Below are 25,634 nucleotides of genomic sequence, written 5' to 3'. Positions count from 1 at the left end.
AGACCGTCACGCGAGTTTGTCGGCGAACCGCTCGCGGAGTTTGCTCAGTTTCGGGTTGATGTTGACGGTACAGTACGTCGAGTTGGGGTTCTTCTCGAAGTAGTCCTGGTGGTAGCCCTCGGCCTCGTAGAACGTCTCCAACGGGCTGACCTCGGTGACGATGGGGTCGTCGTAGATGCCGTCGGCCTCCAACTCCTCGATGAACGCCTCGGCGGCCTCTTTCTGTTCGTCGTCGTGGTAGAACACGCCAGAGCGGTACTGTGAGCCGACGTCGGGACCCTGCCGGTCGACGGTCGTCGGGTCGTGGACGGTGAAGAAGACGGCGAGGATGTCCTCGTAGTCGAGTTCGTCGGGGTCGTACTCGATCTGGACCGCTTCCGCGTGGCCCGTCTCTTCGCGACAGACCGCCTCGTAGGAGGGGTTCTCGACGTGGCCGCCGCAGTAGCCGGAGGTGACGGACTCGACGCCGCGCAGTTCTTTGAACGGCGCTTCGATACACCAGAAACAGCCGCCAGCGACCGTCGCGAGTTCGGTATCTGCCATTACCACCCTTTGGTGTTGGACGCTCTAAGGTTCTCCGGCGGCGGCAGTCTCGGAACGGTGAGACTCAAGACTGATTACGGTCGGTCACAGTACTGTGGCTATGGACCAACGGAAAGAGAAACGAACGTGGCTCGCGGTGGCGCTCGCCATCCCCGTCGTGGGTCTCGGCCACCTCTATCTACGACGGTGGATGCGGGCCGCTGGCTGGCTTCTCTTGGTCATCGGTTCGTCGATGTTCGTTCCGGCCGAGGAGCTCGACGCGTTGAACGCGGGGTGGGAAGCGATGCTCTCCGGGTCCGGAAGCGCAGCGGGCGTTCCTGCACCCGACTTCGTCGCGCTTGCACCCATCATCGTCGTCGGCTTCCTGAGTATCGTCGACGCCTACCTCGTCGCCCGCAACCAGAACGCCGAGTACCGCGCACAACAGGCCGCACTCGCCGCTGGCGAAGACCCGAGCGCCGAAATCGAGTGTCCGGTCTGTGGCCGTCCCGTCGACCCGGAACTCGACTTCTGTCACTGGTGTACGACGAAACTGGAGTGGCCCGACCAGGAGACCGAACACGCCAACCAGCCCTGAGCCACCGAGAGCCGGTTCTCTTTTCTCGAACACAAGTCATTAAACTCTCTCGCTCTAATCACGAGTATGGACAAACTCGCCGACGTGAGCGCCGACGCACTCCGAACGGCACTCACCGACGTCGAGAGTGCGAAGGCGGCCAAGCGGTTGATGGTCGCACTCGACTACAAAGACGACGTCTCCGTCGCGGACCTCACCGACCGCTACGGTATTCCGCGTTCGACGCTGTACTACTGGCTCGACCGGTTCGAAGAACAGTCGATAGCGGACGCCATCGAAGACGAACCGCGACCGGGACGACCGCCGCGTTTGACCGACGACGCCCGCGAGACGCTGCAAGCCGACCTCGGCGCCGACCCGACGGCACACGGCTACGACGACGAGACGTGGACGCCGGAACTCGTCCAGGCACACATCGAACGCGAGTACGGCGTCTCCTACTCGACGGGCCACGTCCGCCGCCTGTTGCGCGAGTTCGACGCCGGACGCTGAGCACGATGTTCCAAGCAGTTCTGTGAGTCTTCGACCGTGGTTCGTCTCTCGAACGCCGCCGAAGTAGGGAAAAGCCTACAACCCTCTCTATGCGTGTAGCTGACATATGCCAACCTGTCAGAACTGCGGGTCGGCCGTCTCGAAGGAGTACGTCCGCGTGTTCTCGCTCCCGAGTCAGGAGTCGGTCCGTTGCTGTCCAAACTGTGACTTGCTCCGTGAAGGGACGAGCGTTCGCGAGTCGCGGGGGTCGGGGAGTTCGGGAAGTTCGACGGGGACGTAACCGCCCGATGGACGCGTCGCTCTCTCGTCCACTGTGACGAACCCCACCGAGAATCGCCCCACGTCGCCTACGAGTGACCCTGTAGCGCCAGTCCGCTCCCGCACTCCGAACAGGTCGGGTCTTCGAGAGCGAGTCGCGCGGAGTAGGGGCGGTCGGGGCTGATTCGACGGGGGTAGCTCAGACAGCCGTCGTCCGTACAGACGAGTTCGGCGTCGCCTTGGAGGCGCTCGATGTACTCGACGGCCGAAAGCTCTGTGAGCGGCGTGCGTTCGGACATCGACGTTACATTTCTTTTCACTGGATTAATCAGTTCTGTAACTCGGAACTCAGTACTCTTTCACTCGCTATCGGTGAGGGCGGCCGCGAGCCACGGATTTACGCCCCTGGGCCGACTCGAACGAACGATGGACGTCGCAATTCTCACCGTCGGCGACGAACTGCTCGCCGGCGACACCGAGAACACCAACGCCTCGTGGGTCGCCCGGCAGGTCACCGCTCGCGGCGCGGCGGTCACCCGGATGCTCACCGTTCCGGACGACGCCGCACTCATCGCCGACACGGTTCGCGAGTGGCACGCCGCCTTCGACGCCGTCGTCGTCATCGGCGGCCTCGGCGGTACACACGACGACGTGACGATGGCCGCCGTCGCCGACGCCTTCGACCGCGAACTCGTCGTCGAGGACGACGTCGCCGAAGACGTGGAAGCCACCGCTCGCGCTTACCGAGAGAACAACCCGGAACTCGTCGAGGAGTACCCTGACCTCCACATCGACGTCGACGACTGGGCGGCGACGCCCGCCGGGGCCGAACCGCTGCTCAACCCCGTCGGTCTCTCCCCCGGATGCGCCATCGAGTCGGTCTACGTCTTTCCTGGCCCGCCCGACGAGATGAAAGGGATGTTCGAACTCGTCGCCGACCGCTTCGGCGGTGACGTCGTCACTCAGACGTTCTACACCCCTGCGCCGGAGGGAGCGATGACCGAACTGTTCGCCGACCTGCACGACCGCTTCGACGTCGTCGTCGGTAGCTACCCCGCCCGTGGGTCGACACCGAACCGAATCAAACTCACCGCCGCCGACGAAGCGACGCTGTCGGAAGCCGTTACGTGGCTTCGTGACAACGCCGTCGTCGCCGACGACCCGGACAGTCTCGGTGGCGCGGAGAAAGGGGAGTCGTAGACCGGACGCGTTCGGCGTGCTACCGGAGACTCTGACCACCTAGCCCCAAACGTCCCGCGATGCGGAACATTCGTTTTTTAGAGAATATCGACCCCACTTACCTCCTGGTTGCCTCGATTTTATCAAGGTGTACGGGATTGATTGAGTCAAGATGGAGAACCGAACCATCGGCGACAACCTGGCTGAGGCAACGACGAACCTCGAGAACGCGATTCAAAACGAAGGCTACGGCGAGCTCAGTGCGCGTCAACAGGCGTATCTTCAAGAGGCACTCTACTACCTCGAAGTCGTTCAGGAGGGCTCCGCACCGACTCACCAGTCGACGACTGGTGTGACGACGGTTTCCGAGGGCCAGTAACGACGCGGTCTGGAGAGAGAGAGTCCCCGCTGACAGGCCCCTAGTCGGTCCTCACTGGCAGGTCCCCGCAAGGTCCCGTCCCCGCCCCGTGCAGCAGTCTGACACCAACATCGGCCACCGACTGGCGCTGCTGGCCGCCGCCCACTCGTGGCCCCGTGCTCCCAACCTTGGTCCCGGTTCGGGAGCCGTTACCGCTCCGTAACCAGTGTTCGAAGTGCCGTTTTTCCGACGATACCGACGAGCAAGAGAAGTATCCCGAGGTGGAGTCCCGAGAGGAGCGGAAGCCCCTCGACGAGTGCTTTGAACGCTCGCCAGTACGGTGTCTGGAAGGCGAGCCATCCGCCGACGAAGACACCACCGAGGAGCGCCGTAGCGGCGAGTAGGCCGGTTCCGAGGAGTCGAACCGTCGGCGAGACCGTTCGAGATTGTGAGGTGGTCATCGCCGAGGTGTCGTCTGTCGTCGTTGATGTCGCTTGTGGTCTCTCTTCCGCTGCCAGAGCGCCCAAGAGGCTTCGACCCTTACAATCGGTCCATGTCACGCCAATCACCGTGGACCGCCGACGCGATGCCGGACTGTTCGGGAAAGACCGTCGTCGTCACCGGGGCAAACAGCGGTCTCGGCCTCGAAGCGAGTCGCGCGTTCGCGGCCAAGGGTGCTCACGTCGTCCTCGCCTGTCGGAGCACCGACCGGGGTGAGGACGCCCGTCGAGAGATTCTCACGGAGCATCCCGACGCTTCCCTCGAAGTGCGGGAACTCGACCTCGCGGACCTCGCTTCTGTCCGCTCCTTTGCGACCGACTTCACCGACGACTACGACGACCTGCACGTCCTCTGTAACAACGCTGGCGTGATGGCGACGCCCTATCGGACGACGAAAGACGGCTTCGAACTCCAGTTCGGCGTCAACCACCTCGGCCACTTCGCGCTTACCGGCCAGTTACTCGAAACACTCGCCCAGACGCCGGGTGAGACGCGCGTCGTCTCCACCTCCAGTGGTGCCCACCGGATGGGCGACATCGACTTCGAAGACCTCCAACACCAGCACTCCTACAGCAAGTGGGGTGCGTACGGTCAGAGCAAACTCGCGAATCTCCTCTTCGCCTACGAACTCGACCGCCGTCTCAGCGTCGCCGACGTCGACGTGACGAGCGTGGCCGCCCATCCGGGCTACGCCGCGACGAACCTCCAACTCCGCGGTCCGGAGATGGAGGGAGCAGACGTTCAGGAGCGACTCATGGCCGTCGCGAACAAAGTCGTCGCCCAATCGGCGGCGATGGGCGCACTTCCCATCCTCTACGCCGCGACGGCCGAGGACGTCCGCGGTGGCGACTACATCGGTCCCGACGGACTCGGAGAGATGCGTGGCTACCCGACGAAAGTGGCGTCGAACGACAAATCCTACGACATGCAACTCGCCGACGACCTGTGGGACGTCTCCGAGGGACTGACCGACGTCCACTACGATTTCGACGCGCTGGCGGGCGTCGGACACGTGGTGAACTGACGCACAGAACACCGACTATTTCTGTCTCCCGCCCCTCGATTTGCTACCCGTGATTGACGCCGACATCAGTTCGACCGAGGCCGTCGCCGACCGCCGCGAGGAGATTCTCGCCGCCGTCGAAGAACACGCCGGACGCATCGCTCGCGAACTCGCCCTCCTGCAGGGCGGTGACTACGGGTCGAAGACGCTCAACACCGACACCGGCGAGTGGACCGTGAAGTACGAGGCGGGCGCGTTGCAGTACCTCCGCTTCAAGGGCAAAGGCGGCGGTGAGACCTACGTCGTCTCGACGCAGCGCCCGCCGGACCCGAAAGACCTCGCGACGGCGATGCAGGACTACGAGCACTTCGTCGCCTCGTACAACGCCTACGTCGCGTCGCTGGACGGCGTCCTCGACGGGGTGCTCGACGAGTTCCCCGACGTCACGTCGACCGAATCCGTCGTCGCCGAACGCGACCGACTCGTGGCGACGATTCGAGAGACGTCGAACGAGATGGCCGGCCAACTCCATCGCTACGAGGGCGACTCCTACGGGATGTTCGCCAAGCGCGTCGACGGCAAGCGCTGGGAGTTGAAGTGGGAAGACGGTCTGGCCTCGTACCTCCGCGTCGGTGGCGAGAGCGGTATCTACCTCGTCTCACAGTACTCGCCACCGTCCGCACAGGACGTTCGGACGCTGGCCGACGACTTCGCGGCGTTCGTAGAAGCGTACAACGACCACGTCGAAGAACTGGACGCCGACCTCTCGACTGTCTCACTCGGCGACGACTGACCTGCGGCGACTGACACTCACTGTCTCTCCCGTTGACTATATAGAAATCGGACCTTCCAGCGGACGTAGATTTAAGTGGTACCCATGGTACCGTTGTACCACACACCGCCGTGGGAGACGAGAGCCCATCTGGTGATCGGAACTGTCGGTTCGATTCCGACGTGGGCGATGGCCCGACTGGGATTCGGTGCGGCCCCGTTTCGGGCATGGAGCAACAACAAATGTTCGGCAGTATGCCCTCAGAAGGCTGGACGACTCCGCAAACCCCGACGACTCACTCGTGTACTCTACTGGAGGTGCGGCAATGAGTACACAGGACGCAACCGACTTCGCCGGCGCAGAATGCCCCGACTGTGGCAGCCCCTGCGTCCGAGCGACGCTCCTGCACTTTGGAAATACGTGGCAACCTACAGAGTGCCGGGAGTGTCACTGGACCCGTAACTGACGAGACGGTACAACGACCTCTACTGTTTTTTCGACACTACGCCCCGAGTCGCTACTGTCTCCGTATGCGGTATATAGTCACGGTGCCCGAAGTGACACCGGAGCGGCCGGGATTTATCTCTATCAGTGACGACACGTCTGCATGAACCGCAACCGAGCGTTCTTTCTGCTCCTACTCGCCGTCGTCGGGACGTTGTCGCTGTTCGTTGCACTTCCCTTCTACCAGTACGTTCTCCTGGGGGTTCTGTTCGCGTACGTTCTCCACCCACTGCACCGTCGCCTCGCTCCTCGCGTCGGCCCTCGTCTCTCTGCCGGCGTGCTCATCGTCGCGACAGTGTTCACCGTGCTCTTGCCTGTCGTCGTCCTCGCGAGCGTCGTCGTCGGGCAGGCGTTGACGGTGACGACGGCGATACGAAACGGTCAGTTCAACGTCGACATCATCGAAGCGTACATTCAGACCTACTTCGGCGTCGTCGTCGACATTCGCGAACTCCTCGAATCGCTCACCAGTGACGGACGGGCCGCCCTGTTCGACAGCGTCCTCGACGTGTTCGGCGGTCTCTCGCATGCCGCCATCGGTCTCGCCGTTCTCCTGTTCGTCCTGTACTACCTCCTGAAAGACGGTCACCGTCTCGTCGCGTGGATTCGGGTTGCCACGCCGCTGCCGGAAGACGTGTTGGACGACCTGTTCACGCACCTCGACCGCCTGATGTGGGCGGTCCTCGTCGGCAACGTCCTCGTCGGTATCGTGCAGGGAGTCTTGACCGGTATCGGCTTCTTCGCCGTCGGTCTTCCCAACGTCATCTTCTGGACCGTGATGACGGCGACGCTCTCGCTTCTCCCGCTCATCGGAGCGTCTGTCGTCTGGATTCCAGCCTCTCTCTACCTGTTGTTCGTCGGCGACACCACCGCTGGCGTGCTGCTCTTCGCCTATGGAGCACTCGTCGTCAGCCTCTCGGACAACTACCTCCGGCCACTCATCGGTGGACACGAAGCGAAACTCAACCCAGGGCTGTTCATCGTCGGTATCTTCGGTGGTATCGCCGCGTTCGGTTTCGTAGGGCTGTTCTACGGCCCAATCGTCCTCGGCACGTTGAAAGCACTCATCGATATCTACAGCGAAGTCGGCGACCGACTACAGCTTATGGACTCGGCCGGTGAGACGACACAGCGAGAGTGAGATGCCGGTGGTATCATGGTCCTCTCGCACGTCGAGAGCGGTATGAGTGAGACGACTCGGTCGATGGACTCGCCGCAGACTTCACCTACTTCACAGGTCTCACAGACCTCTCAGACTTCACAGACCTCGCAGACACCACCGGAGAACAAGATTGCAAAGGCCGTCGACGCCCTCCGTCTCGTGACGTGGTCGCTGTTCACGCTCTTCGTCGCCGCACTCGTCGTGGTTCCCGTCGTCGGTCCGTACGTCCTCGGTAATCCAGTGCTCGCCGGTGAGATGCCGGTGCTGTTCGGCATCCTCCTCGGTGGTCTGTTCGTCGGAACGCTCGTCGCCGTCGTCCTCGAAGTCCTCCTCTACTGACTCCTTATTCGAGCGCGATATACGTCCGGGTCGCTTCGACCCCCTCGACCGTCCCGACGTTCGAAGAGACGAGTTTGAGCACCTCGTAGATACGGTCGGCGTCGACTTCGACGACGAGGTCCCACTCACCGGCGACGATGTGACTCTCGGTGACGTTCTCGAACTCGCTGACAGTCGAGAGCACCGCCGGCGACTTCCCCGACTCCGTAGCGACCATCACGTAGGCGTGAACCATGCCGTTCCTAGAGACGCTTCGACGAGATAGCCGTTCTGAACGCCGTCCCGAATTATCAGGAATAAAGATAGTCTGTTTATATTTGTCGAACTCGTAGCGACTTCACAACCATGGCTGCGATTACCGTCGACGGACTCTCGAAGTCCTACGACACGACGCCGGTGCTGTCGAATCTGACGTTCGAGGTCGACGTGGGAACGGTCTTCGGACTCCTCGGGAAGAACGGTGCGGGGAAGACGACGACCATCAACGTCCTCACCGGCATCGTCCCACCCGACACGGGGTCGGCCGCTATCCTCGGACTCGACCCGAGCGACGACCCCGAAGGCGTCCGCGAACGCATCGGTGTTCTCCCAGAGAAGGAGTCGCCGCCGAGTTTTCTCACACCTCGTGAGTACTTCTCGTTCGTCGGCGGCGTCCGGGAACTGGACACCGAGTACGTGGCGACACGTGTCGACGAGTGGGCCGAGCGCCTCGACTTCGCCGAGAAACTCGACACGCTCTGTAAAGACCTCTCGCGCGGCCAACAACAGAAGGTGATGCTGACGCAAGCGTTCCTGCACGACCCCGAACTCGTCTTCATCGACGAACCGCTCGCGAACCTCGACCCGGTGATTCAAGAGCGGGTCAAAGAGCTCATCCGCGAGTTCCAGTCGCGTGGAACGACTATCGTCCTCTCGACACACCACGTCGAAGTCGCACAGGAACTGTGTACCCACGTCGGTATCCTCGTCGACGGCGCGTTCGCCGTCGAGTGCGACCCACGAGAGCTGTCCGATGAGACTCTCAGAGACGTGTTTCTGCGCGCCGTCGAGGACCACTCGACTCCTCTCTACCCCGAGCCATGACGTCGTCGACGCGCTTTCTGACGCTCCTTCGCCTCATGGCCGTCGAAGAGTGGCGACTCCACAGCGACCTCTTCGGAGGACGACGGTTCGCTGGCTTTCCGGTCGTTCTCCTCGTCCTCACCGGATGTGCCAGTTACGCACTCGCGACTATCGGCGTCCCGGCGTCGACGCTCGCGGCGGGTCTCGTCGCCCTCGCGTTCGGGTTCGGCCTCCAGACGGGGTCTATCGGGTTCGTCGGTCGTGACTCGCTGTCGAACCTCCTCGGCGACGTGACGCTCCTTCTCGCTGCGACGCGGACGCTCCCCCTCTCTGCACGCCGGACTGTCACGGCGTTCATCCTGAAGGACGTCGGCTACTACGCCGTCCTGTTTCTCCTACCTATGTCGCTCGGTACGCTCGGCGGCGCGACGGCGGCCGGAGAGCCTGCACTGGCCTCCGCACCCGCGGTGTGGGGGATGACCACACTCGCGTTCTCGACAGGTCTGGGCGTCACGCTCGCCGCCAGTTCGCTCTGGACCGGTGGCTCTCGACTCGTGCGGCTAGCCGGCCTCGCGGTCGTACTCACCGCTCTCGTGGCTGGGCTGACGCGTTACTCGACCGTTCGACCGTTCGTGACGCCGCCCTACTCGCTTCCTTTCGTCGCGATACTTACATTCGCGACGGTGGTGCTGCTCCTCGTCGGCGTCTGGCGGTTCGAGTTCTCTGAGCCTGCCGACTCCCGAGACAGCGCGACCACCACACCTCACCGCTCGGGGTTCCTCCGACTCCAGCGACGACTGGGCGGTGGTCCGCTCGCGTCGCTCATCGCCAAGACGGTTCTCGACGTCCACCGGAGCAGCGGCGGGGTGTGGAAACTCGTCCTTTCGAGTGGCGTCCTCCTCGGCGCGGCGTTCGTCGTCGTCACCTTCGTCGGGACGTACGTCACGCTCCCGCTGGTTCCCGCTGTCCTCTTCGGTGCCGTCCTCGGCGCGACGGCGTTCCCGACCTACAGTTGGCTCACACAGGTCGACGCGCCCTCGGACTACCAGCTCTACCCCGTCTCGACACGGGCGCTCTACCGGGCGAAGGCGGGCGCGTTCGTCCTCTTGGAGACGCCCGTCGTCCTCGTCTACTACCTCGGGATGGCGTTCTTCACCGACGCGAGCGTCGCCGACTTGGCACTCGGCGGCGGCGTACTCGTCGGTGCCGTCGTCTTCCTGTTCGGCGTCACCGTCTTCGTCACGGGCTTTCAGCCGAACGAGTTCCTCTTCGACACTGCGCGGTTCTCGGCGTACTCGCTGCTCATGCTGGTCGGGTTGCTCCCGCTCGTCGTCGCGGGGTTCGTCCTCCCGGCGCTCCCGGGTGTGTTCTCGGCGCTGACGCTCGTCTATGCAGTCGTCATCGGCGGCGTCGGCATCGCGGCGTTCGACCGTGCGACGGCCCGGACCACGGCGTAAACCGCGCTCAGTTCAACGTCTCGACTTCCTCGGCCAGGTCGCGAGGCGCGTCGACCGGCCCGTTGACGAACAGTCCGTGACCCATGATGGCGATGGCGACGAGACCCGCGACGGGAACCGTCGTCGTCGACGGCAGGGCGGTGAACTGCCCGACGGCGACACCGCTGCCGAGGCTGACGACGATACCCAGCAGAACGAGGTCGTAGTACTGCCAGGTGTAGGACATGGCGGCGCTAGCGACTGTGGGCAGGAAAAACTGGCGGCGGGGTTGTCTAGGTGACTCGAAGCTCGTTCCTCAGTTCAGTTGGAGCCATGCGACCCCCTATCGGAGCTTCTGCAGGAGTTGCTGTTGACCACCGCGTTGGCGTCTGCATCGGGTACGGCGTGTCGTGAGACTCGTCGTTGCCTTCTCTCTTGCGCACGCAACGATAGTTCCCACATGGTTATGCCACGAGAGTTTCACAGTATCTGACATGCCCTCCAGACGTGAACTGATTGGGAGTGTCGCTGGTCTCTTGAGTGCGACTGCTGGCTGTCTCGGTAATGAAGACATCGTCGCCCGTTGTGGTAGTCGCGGCGTTGGAAGCGATTCACGACACCTCCGGCGGGTTGCTCCGATAGAGGGTGAAGAAGAAGTCGCTCTCGGAATCTTGGTTTCTGAACAAGCCGTTACTGATGAAGCCCACCACAGAGTCAGCGTTAGAGATACCGACGACAACCTCCTCGCCTCCATTCCGCTTTTGTCTAACCGTGGAATGAGCAGCCTCGATCCTGACGACTACTCGGTGTTCAGTTCTGACAGTGGCGAACTGTACGCAGTTCAGTTAGGCCCGCCCCCAGTACACGGCGAATATACCGTCTCTCTGGTCGACCCCGACGACGAACCAACTGCGACTGTAACCCTCCGCTTCAACTGCTACACAAACAGCGAAGAACTTCCGTGAACAGTACAAACTAGTTGTTCCGATGGAGGACTCGTACTACCGTTTTCCTCCTAACCTCTCTTTCCAATTACCGTGTCCCTCTTCACAAAACTCTGCGGTCGCTCGGCAATCAAACGCCTCGCTCGGTGAGTGACTGTCGCAGAGAAGTAGCGGGAAGTAGATTTGAACCTCAGTCGCTCCGCTGCGCTTCGCTCCTTGGTTCAAACTACTCCATCCAACTTACACGGACTCACGGCTATCACGCCGAGATGAGACTCGGCGTCTGAGTGTGAGTCCGAGAGAAGTAGCGGGAAGTAGATTTGAACTACCGATCTCCGGGTTATGAGCCCGGCGGAATCTCCTGGCTATCCCATCCCGCTACCTGTTTCTATCTCTCCGTGCCGTATAAGGTTTGGTAAGTTGTCTTGTCCTGTCGAACGGTACCACGGGCCTCGATACCGTTATTCGGCCACCACCGCGCCGTTCGCTGCGTCCCAGACGCGCTGCTGGAGGTCGCCGAGTTCTTCGTGCGCCGTCAGCCGGTGGTTTCCGATGACGACTTGGACCGGGCGCGCCCGGTCGGTGAGGTGGTTGTGCAGCACCGTCGCGACGACGTCGCGCGCGATGGTCGACTCGACCCGCATCGACAGTCGCAGCACGTCGACCGGAACCGAGTCGAAGGCCAGCCGAGACGCCGCACGCTCGACGGCGACGTCGAGGTCCGAATCCGTCGCGACGCGAGGACGTTCCGGCGACTCCGTCGTCGCGTCCGGTCCGCGTGGTACCTCCGTCCACTGCTCTCTCGTCACGTCGGACACCATCTCGTCGAGTTGCTGGAACGCCGCTGCTACCGAGAGCCTATCCCCGACGAGGGTGACGCTGACTGGTCGAACCATGGCACCTGTTATCACCCAACAGTATTGAACGTTCTTGTTCTTCTGGGAGAAACTGTCTCGACGGCTGAGTGATTCTGTCCTCACCGTGTCGACGCCGTCGTGCGACTCCGTCTGACACACGCCTGACTGACACTTATACCGACAGCGCGCGATACAGTGAGTATGAACGACGGATTACGCACGACCGGGTCCCGTGTTGCCGAGCGTGATTCGCACGCCGGTGGTGGCTCCCGTGGCTGAGACGTCGGTTCTCATCGAACTGCTCGTCGCCGACGGCGACGAAGAACGGCCGGCGGTCGAACCCTCCTCCCGTATCGACGTCTCGGTCAACGGGCAGATGTATCCGACGGCAAAGCTCGACGACGGTCGATACATCGCATGGTGGTTTACGACGACTGCGCCCGACCCGACCGACGCGGCGGCGACCGAGTGGGTCGCCGCGCCGACGCGCTATCTGGCGGCGGCGACGCTGGGCGAACTCTGGGAGGACCCGACGCTGTTCGACTCGCTGACGGCCGCGGCACAGCCGTCTTCACCCTGAGGTCGACGTAATGCCGACACGCCGACACACTTCCGTTACTCGACTTCGATGACGACGGCCTCGCGTTCGTCGCGTCCGCGACGTTCGGCCTCGGCCGTGAGGTCCTCGATGGCGAGTTCGAGGTTTCGCTTGTTCGCCTTCCAGACGGCGTCGAAGACGCTCCCGACGACCGGAATCGACCCGAGGGCAGTATCGAGCGTGACGTTCGCGAGCATCCGGAGGAGCGTCGTGAACGACACGCCGAGTCGTGCCGATTCGAGCACGACGTACAACGAGAGTCCGGCGCTCAGCGCGTCGCCGACCACCGGAATCGCGCCGAGGAGGGGGTCGATACCGACGCGGAAGTCGGTTCCCGGCACTCGAACCAGGTCGTCGAAGATGCGAGCGACGGTTCGCATTCGCTCGATGGCAGCCTCGTCGACACCGGGCGGTAGCTCGAAGTCGCCGTCGAACGCGTCCTCGATACTGTCGTCAGTGTTCCCAGTCATGGCTGGCCGTTGTCGTTCCGCCGGTATAAGCACGCTGGCAGTCGTGGTTGGCTATCGGACTGTCCACCGACTACGACCGTCGGCGACCGTCGAGTGCCGAGCGATGGCGACGTACCGAATGCCCTCGCTTCGACTGTCGTCGGTGTCGTCGCTGCCGCCACCGTCGACCACGACGGCGTCGGCTGATTGTCGACCGCACCCACGGTGGTCGCGGACCGACCACTCGTCGGTACGTCCGTGGCTCGGTGTCGATACGGTCGAGCAACGCTCGACCGAGGAGGAGTGAGACACAGACGTTGAACAGGAGAACCAGTGAGATTTCGGCGGAGACGAGCGTCACGAACAGGCCGGTGAGAACGAGACGGAAGGCGAGTGCGACGCCCGCCACTGTCGCACCCGCAGTCAACAGAGCACGTGTCCAGCCATACTCTCGCCGCATGTCGCCCCGAGCGAAGTAGTACGGCGACCGTGAGAGCAGTGCGCGACGGACCCGATGTAACCGTCGCTTCTGGTCGCGGATGGAGGGCAGCAGCCGTGGCTCGAAGCACTCTCTCAGTGACTCCGGGTCGCGACGCGCACGCGGCATCTGACCTAATATTCGTCACCCATCGGCTTGAAAGCCTGTCAGACGCGCGTCTGTCGCTCGCTACTCACTCCAAGAGCACCGAGAAGCCCCACGACCCTTCCTCGCCGCCGTCACCGCCCGCGAGACCGTCTTCGCCGCGCGCGACGGTGTAAGACGTCTCGAAGCGGTGCTCGCCGACTGGCAGGCAACCGTCGCCGTTCGGCGTGCCGTACACGTCGAGCAGTTGCGTCACCGATTCGCCGGCCTCGATGGTCAGGATGCGGTACTCCTCGGTCACGGCGATGCCCTCGGTCAGCCGCCAGCAACCCGCCTCGGCGGGATAGTCGCCGTCTGCGGGCAGGAGCGTCAGTTGGTCGCTCTCGCTCGTCACGTAGGCGAAGACGACCGCACGGCCCTCGCCGACTTGGACCGTCTCGTCGCTCTCGTTGGTGAGCGTCACCCGGAGTTGCGGCGGGTACTCTTCGGTCGCGGCTTCCTTCGTCACTTCGACGGCGTGACTGACCGGGAGGTCCGTCTCGTCGTCGGTCTGAGCGACGATGATGCCGGGCCCACCCGTTCCGGCCGGTCGAGTTCCACCTGACGGGTCGTCGGTGCCCGTGCCGTTGCCGCCCGGCGGGCTATCCGTCGTGGGCGCTTCCGTCGTCGGCGACTCGCTGGTCGGTTCGTCCGTCGGTTCTTCGCTCGTGGGTTCGTCGGTCGACCCGCTTCCACCGGACGTACAGCCAGCGAGGAGTGCAACTGTCGCGAGACCACCGGACCGCAAGATCGTCCGTCGTGTTAGAGACATATAGATTGATTGTCGGTTGAGGGATTAACCGTATTGTAGAGTGAAAGAGCGCTTTGTCCATGCCATCAGTTCACACTGGCTGGTCTCGCATCGGACCGACTCGCCTTCGCTCTCGATGTGTTCGCTCGTCGGACATCCGACGCGACCACTAGCCGGTATTCGTACCCACGGCGTCGCCAGACAGCGAAGAGTTATCCGCCAACGAGGGAAATGCGACGGTATGGATAGTCCCTCCACGGCGACCTCGACCACGACCGAGTCCAACGACTTCGACTGGTTGACGCTCGACGGCGACGAGGAGATTCTCTGGGCCGACACGCCACATCCGTACAGTCTCGTCCCAGCGTTCATCGTCGGCGTCCCGCTCTCTATCGTGCTGGTCGGGATTCCGATTCTCGTCTCGGCGTATCTCACGTATCAGAACACGAACTACGTCGTCACCTCCGCCGCCCTCTACAAGAAGACGGGCGTGCTCTCTCGAAGTGTCCAACGCATCGAGTTCGACAAGGTCCAAGACACCTCCTACCGCCAGACCTTCTTCGGCGCGCAGTTCGGCTACGGCACTGTCGACATCAGCACCGCCGGTGGCTCCGGCGTCGAGTTGAGTTTCCAGAACGTCGCAGACCCGCAGCAGCTGCAGACACTCATCAACGAGCGTATCCGCCGACGTGACAGCCGGTCGACCGACGGCGACGACAAGACGGCCGTCCTCGACGACATCCTCGGCGAACTCCGTGCGATTCGGCAGGCCGTCGAAGGCGAGTCGAGAACTGACGCCGCCACGACCGACGAGACGATGTTCGAGCGTGGCGAGATGCGTGAGACGAGTCAGACGAAGAAGACGAGCGAGACGGACGACCGATGAGCCTCGCGGACGCGACGGGCGCGGAGCACGCCCCGAACGTCGACGAGTGGATGGCTCGCGGCGACGACGAGGACGTCCTCTGGAGCGGGCGGCCGCGACTACCGACGATTCTCCCCGCCGTCGCCGTCGGCCTCGTGCTGGTCGCCGTCGGTGTCGGTGGTGCGGTCACGGAGAACCAACTCGTGCTCCTCTTGCTCGTCCCCGTCGGCGTCGCAATCGCCGTCGCCGCGTATCTCCGCGTCGTCAACACGCGCTACGTCGTCACCGACCACGCGCTGTACCGCAAGACGGGCATCCTCTCTCGTCACGTCGAGCGTGTCTCGCTTCACCGCGTCCAGAACAGCGCGTTCACGCAGGGCGTCCTCGGGTCGGCGTTCGACTACGGAACCGTCTCTGTCGAAGCCGCTGGCGGCGGCGCAATCGCCTTCTCGGACATCAACGAACCTCGTGCCGTCCGGGCGTTCGTCGAGAAACAGGTCGGCGACGACGACGAGATACCGGGGACGCTCGACCAGTGGATGGCTGTCCGCGACGAAGTTCGGCGCCTCCGAACCGCCTTCGAAGGCCGAAGCCAGTAGCTCTCGTCAGGCTTCGTCGACGGGGTTCGACCCGTAGACGGCCGGTACCCAGCGTTGTTCGTGAATCGGCGGCCGGTCGTAGTCGTCACGTTCGCTGCGCGGCGGCAAGTCGATCCGGTCGGGTGTCCGGTCCTCGTAAGCGAACTGGTCGAGCAGGTGCGTGATGCAGTTCAGCCGCGCGTGACGCTTCACGTCCGCGTGGACGACGTGCCACGGAGCCTCCTCGATGTCGGTGTGCTCGAACATCACGTCTTTCGCCTCGGAGAACGCCTCCCACTTCGCTCTCGCTTCGAGGTCCATCGGACTGAGCTTCCAGCGTCGCTTCGGGTCCTCGTTTCGCCGCTGGAACCGTCGCTCCTGTTCCGCTTCGCTGATGGAGAACCAGTACTTGACGAGCACGATACCCGAACGGACGAGCAGGCGTTCGAACTCCGGACAGGAGCGGAGAAACTCGTCGTACTCCTCGTCGGTGCAGAACCCCATGACGTGCTCGACACCGGCGCGGTTGTACCAACTCCGGTCGAACAGGACGATTTCGCCCGCCGTCGGCAACTGTTCGACGTACCGTTGGAAGTACCACTGTCCCTGCTCGCGTTCTGTGGGCTTGCCGAGTGCGACGACGCGGGCGACACGCGGATTGAGTCGACGGGTGATGCGCTTGATGACGCCACCTTTTCCGGCGGCGTCGCGGCCCTCGAAGACGACGCACACCTTCAGACCTTCTTCCTCCACCCAGTGTTGGAGTTTGACCAGTTCCTCTTGGAGGCGGTCGAGTTCCGCCTTGTAGTGTCGCTTCGTGAGTTCACCGTCCTCGTCGTACTCGACTTCGACGTGTCGCTCGTCCTCGGGTGGCATGATGCGTTGTATGCACGTTCCGTGGTGACTTAAGGGAGCGTCGAGGGCTCGTCGGTCAAGCTTGCCGACGAAAGCGTGCTTTTGCGGGTGGCTCTGTGAGAGACGGTATGGACGAGAACGACCCTCGCGCACACCACGTCGGCGTCACCGTCTCGGACCTCGACCGGATGGTCGCGTTCTACCGCGACGTCTTCGGACTGGACGTACTCTCGCGCTTCTCAGTCGGTGGTGAGGCCTTCGCAACCGGCGTCGACGTCGCTGGGGCGACTGGTCGGTTCGCTCATCTCGACGCTGGCGACGTGCGCGTCGAACTCGTCGAGTACGACCCGGAAGCGGACGCTCGCGGAGCGCCACGGCTCAACCAACCCGGAGCGACGCATCTCGGACTCTCTGTGGCGGACCTCGACAACTTCTACGCTGACCTCTCGGCCGACGTCGAGACGCTCAGCGACCCGCAGACGACCGAGAGCGGGACGCGGATTCTCTTCGTTCGTGACCCCGAGGGGAACCTCGTCGAAGTCCTCGAAGCGTAGTTACATCGTCGAAGTCCCTCCACTGTGCGGAGAACCGGGCTCTCTTCTGTAGGCCATCTCCGGCGTCGTCGGCGTCGTTCGGAGATATCCGTTCGGGAACTCCTCGTCGTCGGCCCCACAGTCGGGACACGACTCACCTGGATGACCGACGAATCCTTGCTCGCAGAATCGGCATTCGTACAACATACGATACGGCAATAGATAGCATACCACATAGTCTTTTCCCACAATCGGACAGTCTGCTCCACGAGACACCACTAACTGTCTGTTTATCTTTTCATTCTTGCCGAATTTCTAGTTCTGTAGAAACGTTGGCGACAGGTTCGAACGGGACGTTGCCTCAGCGTGACGTGAGAAGTCGCCGGAGGACAGCGTGTAGAATCCCGCCGTGTTCGACGTACGTCACCGCCGTCGGCGTACTCACCTGTGCCGTGACGGGGAACTCGACGCTCGACCCGTCGTCACGCTCGGCGACGACGGTGAGTTCGTCGTTCACCTGTAGGCCGTCGTCGAGTCCGTGGATGGCGAACGTCTCGGTACCGTCGAGTCCGAGCGACTGCCAACTATCACCAGATTCGAACTGGAGTGGGAGCACGCCCATCCCGACGAGGTTGTCGCGGAAGATGCGTTCGTAGCTCTCGGCGATGGTCGCACGAACACCCAAGAGGGTCGTCCCTTTCGCCGCCCAGTCTCGACTCGACCCGGTGCCGAACTCTTTCCCGGCGAGGACGACGAGCGGCGTCCCCTCGTCGCGATACCGGCGACTCGCCTCGAACACCGTCGTCTCCTCTCCGGTCGGTTGGTGGACGGTGAACCCACCCTCTACGTCGTCGAGCATCTCGTTTTCGATGCGGACGTTGGCGAACGTCCCGCGCATCATCACCTCGTGGTTTCCTCGGCGAGCGCCGTAGGTGTTGAACTCGTGTGCGGGGACACCCTGGTCGAGGAGCCACTGACCGGCCGGTTGCTTCGAACTGAAGGGTCCGGCGGGGCTGATGTGGTCCGTCGTGACGGTGTCACCGAGGAGGAGGAGACTCCGTGCGCCTTCGATATCTGCGACGCCGGGTTCGTCCAGCGGGAAGTCCTGGAAGAACGGCGGTTCGCGGATGTACGTCGACGTTCCGTCCCACTCGTAGACGTCGCCGGTCGGTGCGTCGAGTGCGGCCCATCGTTCGTCGCCCTCGAACACGTCGGCGTACTTCTCGACGAACATCGCCGGGTCCACGTCGTCGTGGATGGCCTGTCGAACTTCGTCGGCGTCGGGCCAGAGGTCCGCGAGAAACACGTTCTCGCCCTCGCTGTCGGTTCCCAGTGGTTCCCTGTCGAGGTCGATGTCCATTCGCCCGGCCAGTCCGTAGGCGACGACGAGTGGCGGACTCGCGAGGTAGTTCGCGCGAATCTTCGGGTGGATGCGCGCCTCGAAGTTCCGGTTCCCACTGAGCACGCTCGTCGTCCAGAGGTCTTCGGCGTCGATTGCCTCCTCGATGGGCTCCGGGAGCGGCCCCGCGTTGCCGATACAGGTCGTACAGCCGTAGCCGACGACGTCGTACCCGAGTTCTTCGAGGTACGGTAAGAGACCGGCTTCCTCCAGATACGCCGTGACGACGCGGCTTCCGGGTGCGAGACTCGTCTTCACGTGCGGCGGCACGGTCAGGCCGCGTTCGACGGCGTTGCGTGCGAGCAACCCGGCCGCGAGCATCACCGACGGGTTCGACGTGTTCGTACAACTCGTGATGGCGCTGATGACGACGCTGCCGTGGGTCAACTCTGTCTCCGTCCCGTCGGGCATCGTGACCGGCACGCGCTTCGAGAGTTGGTCGACCGGGGCCTCGGGATGGTCGGTCGGTGCGTCTTCGTCCGCCGGTTGCACCTCGTCGTCGTCGAACCCGCCTTCGCCCAACCACCGGGTCAGCGCCCGGTCGCTGATGTCCGGCAACTCGTCTTCGAACTCGCTGTGGAGGAGTTCGCGGAAGTGGCGTCGCATCTTCCGCATCGGCACGCGGTCCTGCGGGCGCTTCGGCCCGGCGAGGCTCGGTTCGACCGTCGAGAGGTCGAGGTCGACCGTCTCGGTGTACTCGGGGTCGTGTTCGCCGAACAGCCCCTGTGCGTCGAGATACTCGCGGACGAGTTCGATGTGGTCGGGATCGCGTCCTGTGAGCGCGAGGTAGTCGAGCGTCGCTTGGTCGACGGGGAACATGCTGATGGTCGACCCCTGTTCGGGAGCCATGTTCGCGATAGTCGCCCGGTCGGGGACCGTGAGGTTCGCGACGCCGGGGCCGAAGAACTCGACGAACCGGTCGACGACGCCGACCTCGCGCAACCGTTCGGTGATGTGGAGGACGAGGTCCGTCGCGGTGGCTCCTTCGGGGAGTTCGCCGGTCAACCGGACGCCGACGACTTCGGGGAGTTTCATCGTGATTGGCTGGCCGAGCATCGCGGCTTCGGCTTCGATACCGCCGACGCCCCACCCGACGACGCCGATGCCGCCGATCATCGGCGTGTGGCTGTCGGTGCCGACCAGCGTGTCGGGGAGGAGCCACTGTTCGCCATCGCTCTCGCGGGCGTGGACGACTTGCCCGAGATATTCGAGGTTGACCTGGTGAACGATGCCGGTCCCCGGCGGGACGACACGGAACGTCTCGAAGGCGTTCTGTGCCCACTTGAGCGCACGATACCGTTCGGCGTTTCGTTCGTACTCCAGTTCGACGTTCTGCTCGTAGGCTTCGGGGGTCCCGAAGAAGTCGACCTGTACACTGTGGTCGATGACGAGGTCACAGGGAACCTCGGGTTCGACGAGCGTCGGGTCCATCCCCTTTCGCTGGGCGGCCGACCGGAGTGCCGCGAGGTCGACGACGGCGGGGACGCCGGTCAAGTCCTGTAGGACGACGCGAGACGGTGTGAAGGGGAGTTCGACGTCGGGGACGTCAGGTTGCCACGAGGCGGCGTTGCGAACGTCGTCTTCGGTGATGGTCTCGCCGTCGACGTTGCGGAGGACGGATTCGAGGAGAACGCGGATGCTGACTGGAAGTCGCTCTAGTTCACAGAGCCCTGCCGCTTCGAGCGCGTGGAGGTCGGCGATTCGATACTGCTCTTCACCCACGTCGAGGTTCCGGATAGCACCGAACGGGCCACTTGTTGTCATATGGTGACATATGTCGCCCACAAACTTCAATTGGCTCCTGAAAATCACTTGTAGCTCTACTGGTTGGGGGCAAATCGACACGATAAAGTAGGGGAATTCCGCCGGTTGTCTGGGTCACCCCGACGCCGTCTACCGATTGGCGCCATAATCCGGAAACACCATATATTTAAACCCTCACACCTGAAAAAGTATCTCAATGCCTGATTTCTCCCGGCAACGATCCCGACGTCGCGTCGACGAGGACGAACAGACGTCCAACGAATCGGAAGAGCAGACCTGTCCGGAGTGCTCGTCCGACAGTATCGTCCACAGCGGCGGCGAACTCGTCTGTGACGACTGTGGGCTCGTCCTCGACGAGCAGAACATCGACCGGGGGCCGGAGTGGCGTGCGTTCAATCAAAACGAGCGTGATTCGAAATCGCGCGTCGGCGCACCGACGACGAAGACGATGCACGACAAGGGGCTGACCACCCAGATCGACTGGAAGAACAAGGACGCCTACGGTCGGTCGCTGTCGTCCGAAAAGCGCTCGCAGATGCACCGACTGCGCAAGTGGCAGGAGCGAATCCGAACCAAGGACGCAGGCGAGCGTAACCTCCAGTTCGCGCTCTCGGAGATGGACCGCATGGCCTCCGCACTCGGTGCGCCCCGGTCGACCCGCGAAGTCGCGTCGGTGCTCTACCGGCGCGCGCTCAACGAGGACCTCATCCGCGGACGTTCCATCGAGGCCGTCTCGACGAGCTGTCTCTACGCGGCCTGCCGGATGGAAGGTATCCCGCGTTCGCTCGACGAAGTGACCGAAGTCGCTCGTGTTCCGTACAAGGAGATCGGCCGTACCTACCGCTACATCGCCCAGGAACTCAAACTGGAGATGCAGCCGGTCGACCCCAAAGAGTACGTGCCGCGGTTCGCCTCGGAACTCGGCGTCAGCGAGGAGGTCAAACAGAAGGCCAACGAGATTATCGACGTCTCCGCCGAGCAGGGACTGCTCTCCGGGAAGTCGCCGACCGGCTTCGCCGCCGCCGCCCTCTACGCGGCGTCGCTGCTCTGCAACGAGAAGAAGACCCAGCGTGAAGTCGCCGAAGTCTCGCAGGTCACCGAAGTCACCATCCGCAACCGGTACCAAGAGCAGATCGAAGCGATGGGCCTCTACTGAGGCAGCCCCTCGTTTTCTCGTTATTTTCACCGAGCGAGCGACTCGCTCGTCGCTCGGTTCGAGCGAACTCCGTGCGGGCGAAGCTATACACCTCGTCTCTCCGTAGAGACGACCGTGAACGACGACGACCCGACCCGACCGCTCGACGTGGACGACGAGTCGAGCTACGTCGTCGCGCAGGTCCGCGGTGAACGTATCGAAGTCGCCGCGTCCGTGCTGGACGAACTCGGTGGCGTCGCCGCGGACGACGGGATGACGGCCGAAGCGTGGCTCGAACGGAACATCGGACCGTCGATTCTCTACGGGACCATCGTTCAGTTGGTCGACGAGTTCGCGACGTTCGAACTCGACGCTGCCGACGACGAGGGGGTCGCGCCGATAGTACAGGTGGCGACGTGGCGAGCGACACTCGACGAATCACGCGCTGCCGCCGACGACGTCTGGGGTGACCCGACGCTGGCGTACGCCGACCAGGTCCGCGACGCGGCGACTCGCCTCGACGGCCTCCTCGAGACGGTCGAGACGAGTCTCGTAGCACTCGACGAACAGCGACGACGTCACGGCGCGGACCACGAACTCGTCGGTGAACTCGCCGAGAACGTCGACCGACAGGTCGAACTCCTCCACCGGGTTGCGGAGGCGATGACAGAGTGAACAGAGAGCCGTTAGGCGTCGTCGCCTTCGTCTGCGTCCGAGACACCGAGTGAGACCGACTCGACGGTGAGACACGCCTCTAGCGTCTCCTGGGAGAGTGAGTCGGGAACCGACCGCCACTCACCGTGGTCGTCGTCGTCGGTATGTCTGATGTGGTTCAACAGGCCGTTTCGCCCCCGGCGCTCGTTGACGGCCTGTTGAATACTCGACCGGCGTGTCCCACAGAGCGGGCACTCCCACGTGACCCGAACGAGACTGGTGTTCGCCGCCATACCCACCCGTCAGGACTGCAACCGGAAAAAGTGTCGCACCAAATAACAGAATTTAGGAGAATATCTACACTACTGAACAGAGTCGATGTAGTCGAGCACCGTCACGTTCGAGGTGATCGTCTCGGCGAGGGTGATGGCGGCGACGCGTTCGGCGTCGGACAGACGGTTCCCCTCGGGGTCGATCTCGTAGACGACCGGTGTTCCAGTTCCGTGCGCTCCCTGGTCTTTCGCGAGGATGCGGATTCGTTTGGTCTCCCCGATGAGTTCGACTGTCGTGTCGACGTACTCGCCTGCGTAGTTCGCCCGTTCGCGACGCTCTCGGACGTTGAAGGGGCCCATCCCGTTCACACGGACGGCTTTGGTTCCGGCACGGAGTTCCTCTAGCGTGTCGCGGACGTCGGTGTCGGTACGCTGCGTACTGCTCATTATTTACTCGTTTGCGTGTAAGCGTTTAACGTTCACGGTTGGGGTCACCATGCCACACGGTTGTGGCGGAGACAGCACAGCCGAAAAGTCACCGAGTGGCTACGTCGAGGCGGCAGTCTCGCCGACACGTCGAGCCACCTTCGTGTAGATTTCTTCTTGGACTTCTTTATCCATCTACTCTGAATATGAAGACACGTTTAGAGACGAGTTGCTGCTCTACCGGAGCCACTCACTGTCTCGACGGGCCACGAATGCTTTTATCCCCTCCGCTCAGACTAGACATTCTACAATTTGTAAACATTGTAAAAATTCTGAACACTGTGACTACCTCCCTATCCCGAATTTCATACAATTACTTCTACAAAAATTGGAGAAATTTGCTCTCCAGTTCGCTTACTCTTGGGCGTCGACGACGGCGACGCTCGCGAGGTTGACGATGTCTTTGACCTCGTCACCCCGCTGGACGACGTGGACCGGTTTGTCCATGCCGACGAGCATCGGGCCGATTGCTTCCGCGCCGCCGAGACGCTGGAGCAGTTTGTAGCCGATGTTGCCCGCTTCGAGGTTCGGGAAGACGAGCACGTTCGCCGGGCCGTCGAGTTCGGCGAACTCGTAGGTGTCGGACAACATCTCTTCGACGAGAGCGGTGTCGGCCTGCATCTCTCCGTCGACGGGGAAGTCGACGTCCGGGTCGTCGTGCAGGCGTTTCACCGCGTCCCGCGGCTTGCGGACGCCTTCGTTGTCGACGCTGCCGAAGTCCGAGTACGAGAGGAGTGCCGCGCGCGGTTCGACGTTGAAGCTTCGCGCCAACTCGGCGGTGTGTTTCGTCACTTCCGCGAGGACGTCCTCGTCGGGGTCGAGGTTGACCGTCGCGTCGGCACAGAAGACGACGCGGTTCTTGAACGTCAGCATGTAGACACCGGCCGCGTAGTTCGCGTCTTCGGCCGTCCCGATGACCTGCAGCGGCGGGCGGAGTGCCGACGGGTAGTGGTGGGTCAGTCCCGTCAGCATCGCGTCGGCGTCACCCAGTCCGACCATCACGCTGGCGAAGTAGTTCGAGTCCTGTCGGATGAGTTCGGTCGCTTCCGTCCGCGTCAGCCCTTTCCGCTGTCGTCGCTCGTAGAGGTGGTCGACGTAGTGGTTCCACTCGCCGTCGTGGGGGTTGGCGATGACCGGGTCGAAGTCCAGTCCCAACTCCTCGGCTTTGCGGAGGATACGTTTCGTCCGCCCGATGAGGATGGGTTCGGCGATGCCGTCCTCGGCGATTTGGTTCGCCGCGCGAATCATCTTCTCGTCTTCTCCCTCGGCGAGGGCGACGCGCTTCGGTTCGGACTTCGCCTTGTTCAGGACGACGCGCATCATCTCGCGAGACTTGCCGAGACGCGCTTCTAACTCCTCGCGGTACTCGTCGACGTCCAGTTCTTTCCGTGCCGCGCCGCTGTCCATCGCCGCCTTCGCGACGGCGGGCGTCACTTCGTAGAGAACACGCTGGTCCAACGGTTTCGGGATGAGGTAGTCGGGACCGAACTGCAGTGGGTCGTCGCCGTAGGCTTTGACGACGGCGTCCGGGACGTCCTGCCGGGCGAGTTCGGCGAGGGCGTCGGCGGCGGCGACTTTCATCTCCTCGTTTATCTCGGTGGCACGCACGTCGAGTGCGCCGCGGAAGATGAACGGGAAGCCGAGGACGTTGTTCACTTGGTTAGGGTAGTCAGAGCGTCCCGTCGCCATGATGACGGTATCGTCGCGGGCGTCTTTGGCGTCCTGATAGGTGATTTCGGGGTCGGGGTTGGCCATCGCGAAGATGATAGGGTCGTCGGCCATCGACCGCACCATCTCTTGGCTGACGATGCCGCCGACCGAGAGACCGACGAACACGTCCGCACCCGCCATCGCGTCTTCGAGTTCGCCGTCTGCTTCGCCGCGGGCGAACGGTTCGGTGAACTCGTTGAGGTCACCCGCCTCGGCGCGCGCCTCCGAGAGCACGCCGTTGATGTCGCACATCGTGATGTTCTCGCGAGGGATACCGAGTGAGACGTAGAACCGCGCCGTCGCCGTCGCCGCCGCGCCCGCGCCCGCGAAGGTGACGTGAAGGTTCTCTACGTCCTTTCCGACGATGTCGACGGCGTTGCGGAGCGCCGCCCCGGAGATGATGGCCGTGCCGTGTTGGTCGTCGTGGAAGACGGGGATGTCCATCTGCTCGGAGAGGTCGGACTCGATAGCGAAACACTCGGGCGCTTTGATGTCTTCGAGGTTGATGCCACCGAACGTCGGTTCCATCGCGGCGACGGCCTCGGTGAACGCGTCGGGGTCTTCGAGGTCCAGTTCGACGTCGAACACGTCGATGTCGGCGAAGCGTTTGAAGAGCACGCCTTTCCCCTCCATGACGGGTTTCGAGGCCTGTGCGCCGATATCGCCGAGTCCGAGAACGGCCGACCCGTTCGAGACGACGCCGACGAGGTTCCCCTTCGCCGTGTAGTTGTACGCCTGTTCTTCGTCCTCGGCGATGTCGAGACACGGGGCCGCGACACCCGGCGAGTACGCCAGCGAGAGGTCACGTTGGGTGTTCGTCGGTTTGGTCGTCGATATCTCTACCTTGCCCGGCGGGGTACGCCGGTGATAGTCCCGCGCGTCGTCTTCGAGCGTCATTGGTCGGTCCCTCGTAGGGGAGGTAGGTATCACCTTCGCTCGCTGGTAGTCAAACTGACATCTTTGTCGTACTACCCGG

At 63.0% G+C, this 25,634-nt stretch carries 32 protein-coding genes and 1 tRNA gene; 18 read left to right on the top strand and 15 right to left on the bottom strand.

All coding sequences use genetic code 11. The features are described from left to right. Nucleotides 1-6: 6 nt before the first annotated feature. Complete coding sequence (msrA, locus tag BM083_RS20625) at nt 7-543, bottom strand: peptide-methionine (S)-S-oxide reductase MsrA (RefSeq protein WP_089872207.1); 537 nt, start codon at nt 541-543, stop codon at nt 7-9. 100 nt (nt 544-643) lie between these two features. On the opposite strand from msrA, the gene BM083_RS20620 reads away from it, so the two are divergent. The 3 genes from BM083_RS20620 (at nt 644) to BM083_RS23565 (ending at nt 1,892) form a co-directional block, all read left to right on the top strand. Beyond that, nucleotides 644-1,120 (top strand): zinc ribbon domain-containing protein, encoded by a 477-nt coding sequence (locus BM083_RS20620; protein WP_089872205.1) that lies wholly within the window; start codon nt 644-646, stop codon nt 1,118-1,120. Nucleotides 1,121-1,186: 66 nt separating this feature from the next. Beyond that, nucleotides 1,187-1,612 carry a helix-turn-helix domain-containing protein gene (locus tag BM083_RS20615; RefSeq protein ID WP_089872203.1) on the top strand — a complete coding sequence of 142 codons (426 nt, stop codon included), beginning with the start codon at nt 1,187-1,189 and terminating at the stop codon, nt 1,610-1,612. A gap of 106 nt (nt 1,613-1,718) precedes the next feature. Further along, nucleotides 1,719-1,892 (top strand): DUF7563 family protein, encoded by a 174-nt coding sequence (locus BM083_RS23565; RefSeq protein ID WP_177197728.1) that lies wholly within the window; start codon nt 1,719-1,721, stop codon nt 1,890-1,892. A 67-nt stretch (nt 1,893-1,959) separates the two neighbouring features. Here BM083_RS23565 and BM083_RS20610 read toward each other — a convergent pair whose 3' ends face one another. Further along, a complete protein-coding gene (locus tag BM083_RS20610; protein WP_009377803.1) occupies nt 1,960-2,169 on the bottom strand; it encodes a hypothetical protein in 210 nt (69 codons plus the stop codon). A 127-nt stretch (nt 2,170-2,296) separates the two neighbouring features. Here BM083_RS20610 and BM083_RS20605 point away from each other — a divergent pair, with 127 nt between their 5' ends. Further along, on the top strand, nt 2,297-3,070 hold the full coding sequence (locus BM083_RS20605) for a competence/damage-inducible protein A (RefSeq protein WP_089872201.1): 774 nt from the start codon (nt 2,297-2,299) through the stop codon (nt 3,068-3,070). Nucleotides 3,071-3,221: 151 nt separating this feature from the next. Continuing rightward, nucleotides 3,222-3,428, top strand: coding sequence for a hypothetical protein (locus BM083_RS20600; protein WP_089872198.1), 207 nt, complete (start codon nt 3,222-3,224; stop codon nt 3,426-3,428). A gap of 188 nt (nt 3,429-3,616) precedes the next feature. Here the strand turns inward: BM083_RS20600 and BM083_RS20595 are convergent, their stop codons facing one another. Beyond that, on the bottom strand, nt 3,617-3,868 hold the full coding sequence (locus BM083_RS20595) for a hypothetical protein (RefSeq protein WP_089872196.1): 252 nt from the start codon (nt 3,866-3,868) through the stop codon (nt 3,617-3,619). 92 nt (nt 3,869-3,960) lie between these two features. Between BM083_RS20595 and BM083_RS20590 the strand changes: the two genes are divergently transcribed. The 4 genes from BM083_RS20590 to BM083_RS20575 all read left to right on the top strand — a co-directional run bounded on the left by BM083_RS20590 (nt 3,961) and on the right by BM083_RS20575 (nt 7,688). Beyond that, nucleotides 3,961-4,932 (top strand): oxidoreductase, encoded by a 972-nt coding sequence (locus BM083_RS20590; protein ID WP_089872194.1) that lies wholly within the window; start codon nt 3,961-3,963, stop codon nt 4,930-4,932. 40 nt (nt 4,933-4,972) lie between these two features. Continuing rightward, nucleotides 4,973-5,704, top strand: a complete 732-nt coding sequence (locus tag BM083_RS20585; protein WP_089872191.1) for a profilin-fold protein — start codon at nt 4,973-4,975, stop codon at nt 5,702-5,704. 586 nt (nt 5,705-6,290) lie between these two features. Continuing rightward, on the top strand, nt 6,291-7,328 hold the full coding sequence (locus BM083_RS20580; protein WP_089872189.1) for an AI-2E family transporter: 1,038 nt from the start codon (nt 6,291-6,293) through the stop codon (nt 7,326-7,328). 15 nt (nt 7,329-7,343) lie between these two features. Continuing rightward, nucleotides 7,344-7,688 carry a hypothetical protein gene (locus BM083_RS20575; RefSeq protein WP_089872187.1) on the top strand — a complete coding sequence of 115 codons (345 nt, stop codon included), beginning with the start codon at nt 7,344-7,346 and terminating at the stop codon, nt 7,686-7,688. Between the two features lie 4 nt (nt 7,689-7,692). Here BM083_RS20575 and BM083_RS20570 read toward each other — a convergent pair whose 3' ends face one another. Further along, nucleotides 7,693-7,923: an Lrp/AsnC ligand binding domain-containing protein gene (locus BM083_RS20570; RefSeq protein WP_089872185.1), complete on the bottom strand. Its 231-nt coding sequence runs from the start codon at nt 7,921-7,923 to the stop codon at nt 7,693-7,695. 110 nt (nt 7,924-8,033) lie between these two features. On the opposite strand from BM083_RS20570, the gene BM083_RS20565 reads away from it, so the two are divergent. Together BM083_RS20565 and BM083_RS20560 are read left to right on the top strand one after the other, a co-directional pair. Further along, nucleotides 8,034-8,771, top strand: coding sequence for an ABC transporter ATP-binding protein (locus tag BM083_RS20565; protein WP_089872183.1), 738 nt, complete (start codon nt 8,034-8,036; stop codon nt 8,769-8,771). Next, nucleotides 8,768-10,207: a hypothetical protein gene (locus BM083_RS20560; protein WP_089872181.1), complete on the top strand. Its 1,440-nt coding sequence runs from the start codon at nt 8,768-8,770 to the stop codon at nt 10,205-10,207. Before BM083_RS20565 ends, BM083_RS20560 begins: the two co-directional genes overlap by 4 nt. Before the next feature lie 7 nt (nt 10,208-10,214). Here BM083_RS20560 and BM083_RS20555 read toward each other — a convergent pair whose 3' ends face one another. Beyond that, nucleotides 10,215-10,433, bottom strand: a complete 219-nt coding sequence (locus tag BM083_RS20555; RefSeq protein ID WP_009377814.1) for a DUF8015 family protein — start codon at nt 10,431-10,433, stop codon at nt 10,215-10,217. A gap of 247 nt (nt 10,434-10,680) precedes the next feature. Here BM083_RS20555 and BM083_RS22965 point away from each other — a divergent pair, with 247 nt between their 5' ends. Beyond that, on the top strand, nt 10,681-11,151 hold the full coding sequence (locus BM083_RS22965) for a hypothetical protein (RefSeq protein WP_143085784.1): 471 nt from the start codon (nt 10,681-10,683) through the stop codon (nt 11,149-11,151). A gap of 284 nt (nt 11,152-11,435) precedes the next feature. Here the strand turns inward: BM083_RS22965 and BM083_RS20545 are convergent. Together BM083_RS20545 and BM083_RS20540 are read right to left on the bottom strand one after the other, a co-directional pair. Then, a tRNA-Met gene (locus BM083_RS20545) sits at nt 11,436-11,510 on the bottom strand. Between the two features lie 81 nt (nt 11,511-11,591). Further along, the gene (locus tag BM083_RS20540) at nt 11,592-12,026 is read right to left on the bottom strand and encodes a hypothetical protein (RefSeq protein ID WP_089872177.1); all 435 of its coding nucleotides are present in this window, start codon (nt 12,024-12,026) and stop codon (nt 11,592-11,594) included. Nucleotides 12,027-12,258: 232 nt separating this feature from the next. Between BM083_RS20540 and BM083_RS20535 the strand changes: the two genes are divergently transcribed. Next, nucleotides 12,259-12,567: a hypothetical protein gene (locus BM083_RS20535; RefSeq protein WP_245756959.1), complete on the top strand. Its 309-nt coding sequence runs from the start codon at nt 12,259-12,261 to the stop codon at nt 12,565-12,567. A gap of 35 nt (nt 12,568-12,602) precedes the next feature. Here BM083_RS20535 and BM083_RS20530 read toward each other — a convergent pair whose 3' ends face one another. From BM083_RS20530 to BM083_RS20520, 3 genes are all read right to left on the bottom strand, one after another. Further along, nucleotides 12,603-13,055: a DUF4112 domain-containing protein gene (locus tag BM083_RS20530; protein ID WP_009377818.1), complete on the bottom strand. Its 453-nt coding sequence runs from the start codon at nt 13,053-13,055 to the stop codon at nt 12,603-12,605. A 70-nt stretch (nt 13,056-13,125) separates the two neighbouring features. Further along, the gene (locus BM083_RS20525; RefSeq protein WP_089872173.1) at nt 13,126-13,641 is read right to left on the bottom strand and encodes a hypothetical protein; all 516 of its coding nucleotides are present in this window, start codon (nt 13,639-13,641) and stop codon (nt 13,126-13,128) included. 64 nt (nt 13,642-13,705) lie between these two features. Beyond that, nucleotides 13,706-14,428, bottom strand: a complete 723-nt coding sequence (locus BM083_RS20520; protein ID WP_089872171.1) for a hypothetical protein — start codon at nt 14,426-14,428, stop codon at nt 13,706-13,708. A 220-nt stretch (nt 14,429-14,648) separates the two neighbouring features. Between BM083_RS20520 and BM083_RS20515 the strand changes: the two genes are divergently transcribed. Further along, on the top strand, nt 14,649-15,293 hold the full coding sequence (locus BM083_RS20515) for a PH domain-containing protein (RefSeq protein WP_089872169.1): 645 nt from the start codon (nt 14,649-14,651) through the stop codon (nt 15,291-15,293). After that, a complete protein-coding gene (locus BM083_RS20510) occupies nt 15,290-15,871 on the top strand; it encodes a PH domain-containing protein (RefSeq protein ID WP_089872167.1) in 582 nt (193 codons plus the stop codon). The genes BM083_RS20515 and BM083_RS20510 overlap by 4 nt, the downstream gene beginning before the upstream one ends. A gap of 6 nt (nt 15,872-15,877) precedes the next feature. Here BM083_RS20510 and ppk2 read toward each other — a convergent pair whose 3' ends face one another. Then, entirely contained in the window at nt 15,878-16,726 is an 849-nt protein-coding gene (gene ppk2, locus BM083_RS20505; protein ID WP_089872165.1) for a polyphosphate kinase 2, read from the bottom strand. A gap of 107 nt (nt 16,727-16,833) precedes the next feature. Here ppk2 and BM083_RS20500 point away from each other — a divergent pair, with 107 nt between their 5' ends. Further along, nucleotides 16,834-17,259: a VOC family protein gene (locus tag BM083_RS20500; RefSeq protein WP_089872164.1), complete on the top strand. Its 426-nt coding sequence runs from the start codon at nt 16,834-16,836 to the stop codon at nt 17,257-17,259. Nucleotides 17,260-17,599: 340 nt separating this feature from the next. On the opposite strand, the gene BM083_RS20490 is transcribed toward BM083_RS20500, so the two are convergent. After that, a complete protein-coding gene (locus BM083_RS20490; RefSeq protein ID WP_089872161.1) occupies nt 17,600-20,401 on the bottom strand; it encodes an aconitate hydratase in 2,802 nt (933 codons plus the stop codon). A gap of 196 nt (nt 20,402-20,597) precedes the next feature. On the opposite strand from BM083_RS20490, the gene BM083_RS20485 reads away from it, so the two are divergent. Further along, a complete protein-coding gene (locus BM083_RS20485; protein ID WP_009377829.1) occupies nt 20,598-21,557 on the top strand; it encodes a transcription initiation factor IIB in 960 nt (319 codons plus the stop codon). A 114-nt stretch (nt 21,558-21,671) separates the two neighbouring features. Further along, entirely contained in the window at nt 21,672-22,211 is a 540-nt protein-coding gene (locus BM083_RS20480) for a hypothetical protein (protein WP_089872160.1), read from the top strand. An 11-nt stretch (nt 22,212-22,222) separates the two neighbouring features. Here BM083_RS20480 and BM083_RS20475 read toward each other — a convergent pair whose 3' ends face one another. From BM083_RS20475 to BM083_RS20465, 3 genes are all read right to left on the bottom strand, one after another. Beyond that, on the bottom strand, nt 22,223-22,483 hold the full coding sequence (locus BM083_RS20475; protein ID WP_089872158.1) for a hypothetical protein: 261 nt from the start codon (nt 22,481-22,483) through the stop codon (nt 22,223-22,225). A 69-nt stretch (nt 22,484-22,552) separates the two neighbouring features. Next, the gene (locus BM083_RS20470) at nt 22,553-22,909 is read right to left on the bottom strand and encodes a hypothetical protein (RefSeq protein ID WP_009377832.1); all 357 of its coding nucleotides are present in this window, start codon (nt 22,907-22,909) and stop codon (nt 22,553-22,555) included. A 393-nt stretch (nt 22,910-23,302) separates the two neighbouring features. After that, nucleotides 23,303-25,555 carry an NADP-dependent malic enzyme gene (locus tag BM083_RS20465; protein ID WP_089872156.1) on the bottom strand — a complete coding sequence of 751 codons (2,253 nt, stop codon included), beginning with the start codon at nt 25,553-25,555 and terminating at the stop codon, nt 23,303-23,305. Nucleotides 25,556-25,634 lie beyond the last annotated feature (79 nt).

The sequence above is a fragment of the Halogranum rubrum genome (assembly GCF_900114455.1).
Classification (GTDB): domain Archaea; phylum Halobacteriota; class Halobacteria; order Halobacteriales; family Haloferacaceae; genus Halogranum; species Halogranum rubrum.
Note: the sequence above shows the minus strand (reverse complement) of the source record. Positions and strands in the feature narration are given on the sequence as shown.

Bases quoted from the DNA above. Each gene is read 5' to 3' on its own strand.
- msrA (WP_089872207.1), bottom strand. From the start codon at position 543: ATGGCAGATACCGAACTCGCGACGGTCGCTGGCGGCTGTTTCTGGTGT.
- BM083_RS20620 (WP_089872205.1), top strand. From the start codon at position 644: ATGGACCAACGGAAAGAGAAACGAACGTGGCTCGCGGTGGCGCTCGCC.
- BM083_RS20615 (WP_089872203.1), top strand. From the start codon at position 1,187: ATGGACAAACTCGCCGACGTGAGCGCCGACGCACTCCGAACGGCACTC.
- BM083_RS23565 (WP_177197728.1), top strand. From the start codon at position 1,719: ATGCCAACCTGTCAGAACTGCGGGTCGGCCGTCTCGAAGGAGTACGTC.
- BM083_RS20610 (WP_009377803.1), bottom strand. From the start codon at position 2,169: ATGTCCGAACGCACGCCGCTCACAGAGCTTTCGGCCGTCGAGTACATC.
- BM083_RS20605 (WP_089872201.1), top strand. From the start codon at position 2,297: ATGGACGTCGCAATTCTCACCGTCGGCGACGAACTGCTCGCCGGCGAC.
- BM083_RS20600 (WP_089872198.1), top strand. From the start codon at position 3,222: ATGGAGAACCGAACCATCGGCGACAACCTGGCTGAGGCAACGACGAAC.
- BM083_RS20595 (WP_089872196.1), bottom strand. From the start codon at position 3,868: ATGACCACCTCACAATCTCGAACGGTCTCGCCGACGGTTCGACTCCTC.
- BM083_RS20590 (WP_089872194.1), top strand. From the start codon at position 3,961: ATGTCACGCCAATCACCGTGGACCGCCGACGCGATGCCGGACTGTTCG.
- BM083_RS20580 (WP_089872189.1), top strand. From the start codon at position 6,291: ATGAACCGCAACCGAGCGTTCTTTCTGCTCCTACTCGCCGTCGTCGGG.
- BM083_RS20575 (WP_089872187.1), top strand. From the start codon at position 7,344: ATGGTCCTCTCGCACGTCGAGAGCGGTATGAGTGAGACGACTCGGTCG.
- BM083_RS20570 (WP_089872185.1), bottom strand. From the start codon at position 7,923: ATGGTTCACGCCTACGTGATGGTCGCTACGGAGTCGGGGAAGTCGCCG.
- BM083_RS20565 (WP_089872183.1), top strand. From the start codon at position 8,034: ATGGCTGCGATTACCGTCGACGGACTCTCGAAGTCCTACGACACGACG.
- BM083_RS20560 (WP_089872181.1), top strand. From the start codon at position 8,768: ATGACGTCGTCGACGCGCTTTCTGACGCTCCTTCGCCTCATGGCCGTC.
- BM083_RS20555 (WP_009377814.1), bottom strand. From the start codon at position 10,433: ATGTCCTACACCTGGCAGTACTACGACCTCGTTCTGCTGGGTATCGTC.
- BM083_RS22965 (WP_143085784.1), top strand. From the start codon at position 10,681: ATGCCCTCCAGACGTGAACTGATTGGGAGTGTCGCTGGTCTCTTGAGT.
- BM083_RS20540 (WP_089872177.1), bottom strand. From the start codon at position 12,026: ATGGTTCGACCAGTCAGCGTCACCCTCGTCGGGGATAGGCTCTCGGTA.
- BM083_RS20530 (WP_009377818.1), bottom strand. From the start codon at position 13,055: ATGACTGGGAACACTGACGACAGTATCGAGGACGCGTTCGACGGCGAC.
- BM083_RS20525 (WP_089872173.1), bottom strand. From the start codon at position 13,641: ATGCCGCGTGCGCGTCGCGACCCGGAGTCACTGAGAGAGTGCTTCGAG.
- BM083_RS20520 (WP_089872171.1), bottom strand. From the start codon at position 14,428: ATGTCTCTAACACGACGGACGATCTTGCGGTCCGGTGGTCTCGCGACA.
- BM083_RS20515 (WP_089872169.1), top strand. From the start codon at position 14,649: ATGGATAGTCCCTCCACGGCGACCTCGACCACGACCGAGTCCAACGAC.
- BM083_RS20510 (WP_089872167.1), top strand. From the start codon at position 15,290: ATGAGCCTCGCGGACGCGACGGGCGCGGAGCACGCCCCGAACGTCGAC.
- ppk2 (WP_089872165.1), bottom strand. From the start codon at position 16,726: ATGCCACCCGAGGACGAGCGACACGTCGAAGTCGAGTACGACGAGGAC.
- BM083_RS20500 (WP_089872164.1), top strand. From the start codon at position 16,834: ATGGACGAGAACGACCCTCGCGCACACCACGTCGGCGTCACCGTCTCG.
- BM083_RS20490 (WP_089872161.1), bottom strand. From the start codon at position 20,401: ATGACAACAAGTGGCCCGTTCGGTGCTATCCGGAACCTCGACGTGGGT.
- BM083_RS20485 (WP_009377829.1), top strand. From the start codon at position 20,598: ATGCCTGATTTCTCCCGGCAACGATCCCGACGTCGCGTCGACGAGGAC.
- BM083_RS20475 (WP_089872158.1), bottom strand. From the start codon at position 22,483: ATGGCGGCGAACACCAGTCTCGTTCGGGTCACGTGGGAGTGCCCGCTC.
- BM083_RS20470 (WP_009377832.1), bottom strand. From the start codon at position 22,909: ATGAGCAGTACGCAGCGTACCGACACCGACGTCCGCGACACGCTAGAG.
- BM083_RS20465 (WP_089872156.1), bottom strand. From the start codon at position 25,555: ATGACGCTCGAAGACGACGCGCGGGACTATCACCGGCGTACCCCGCCG.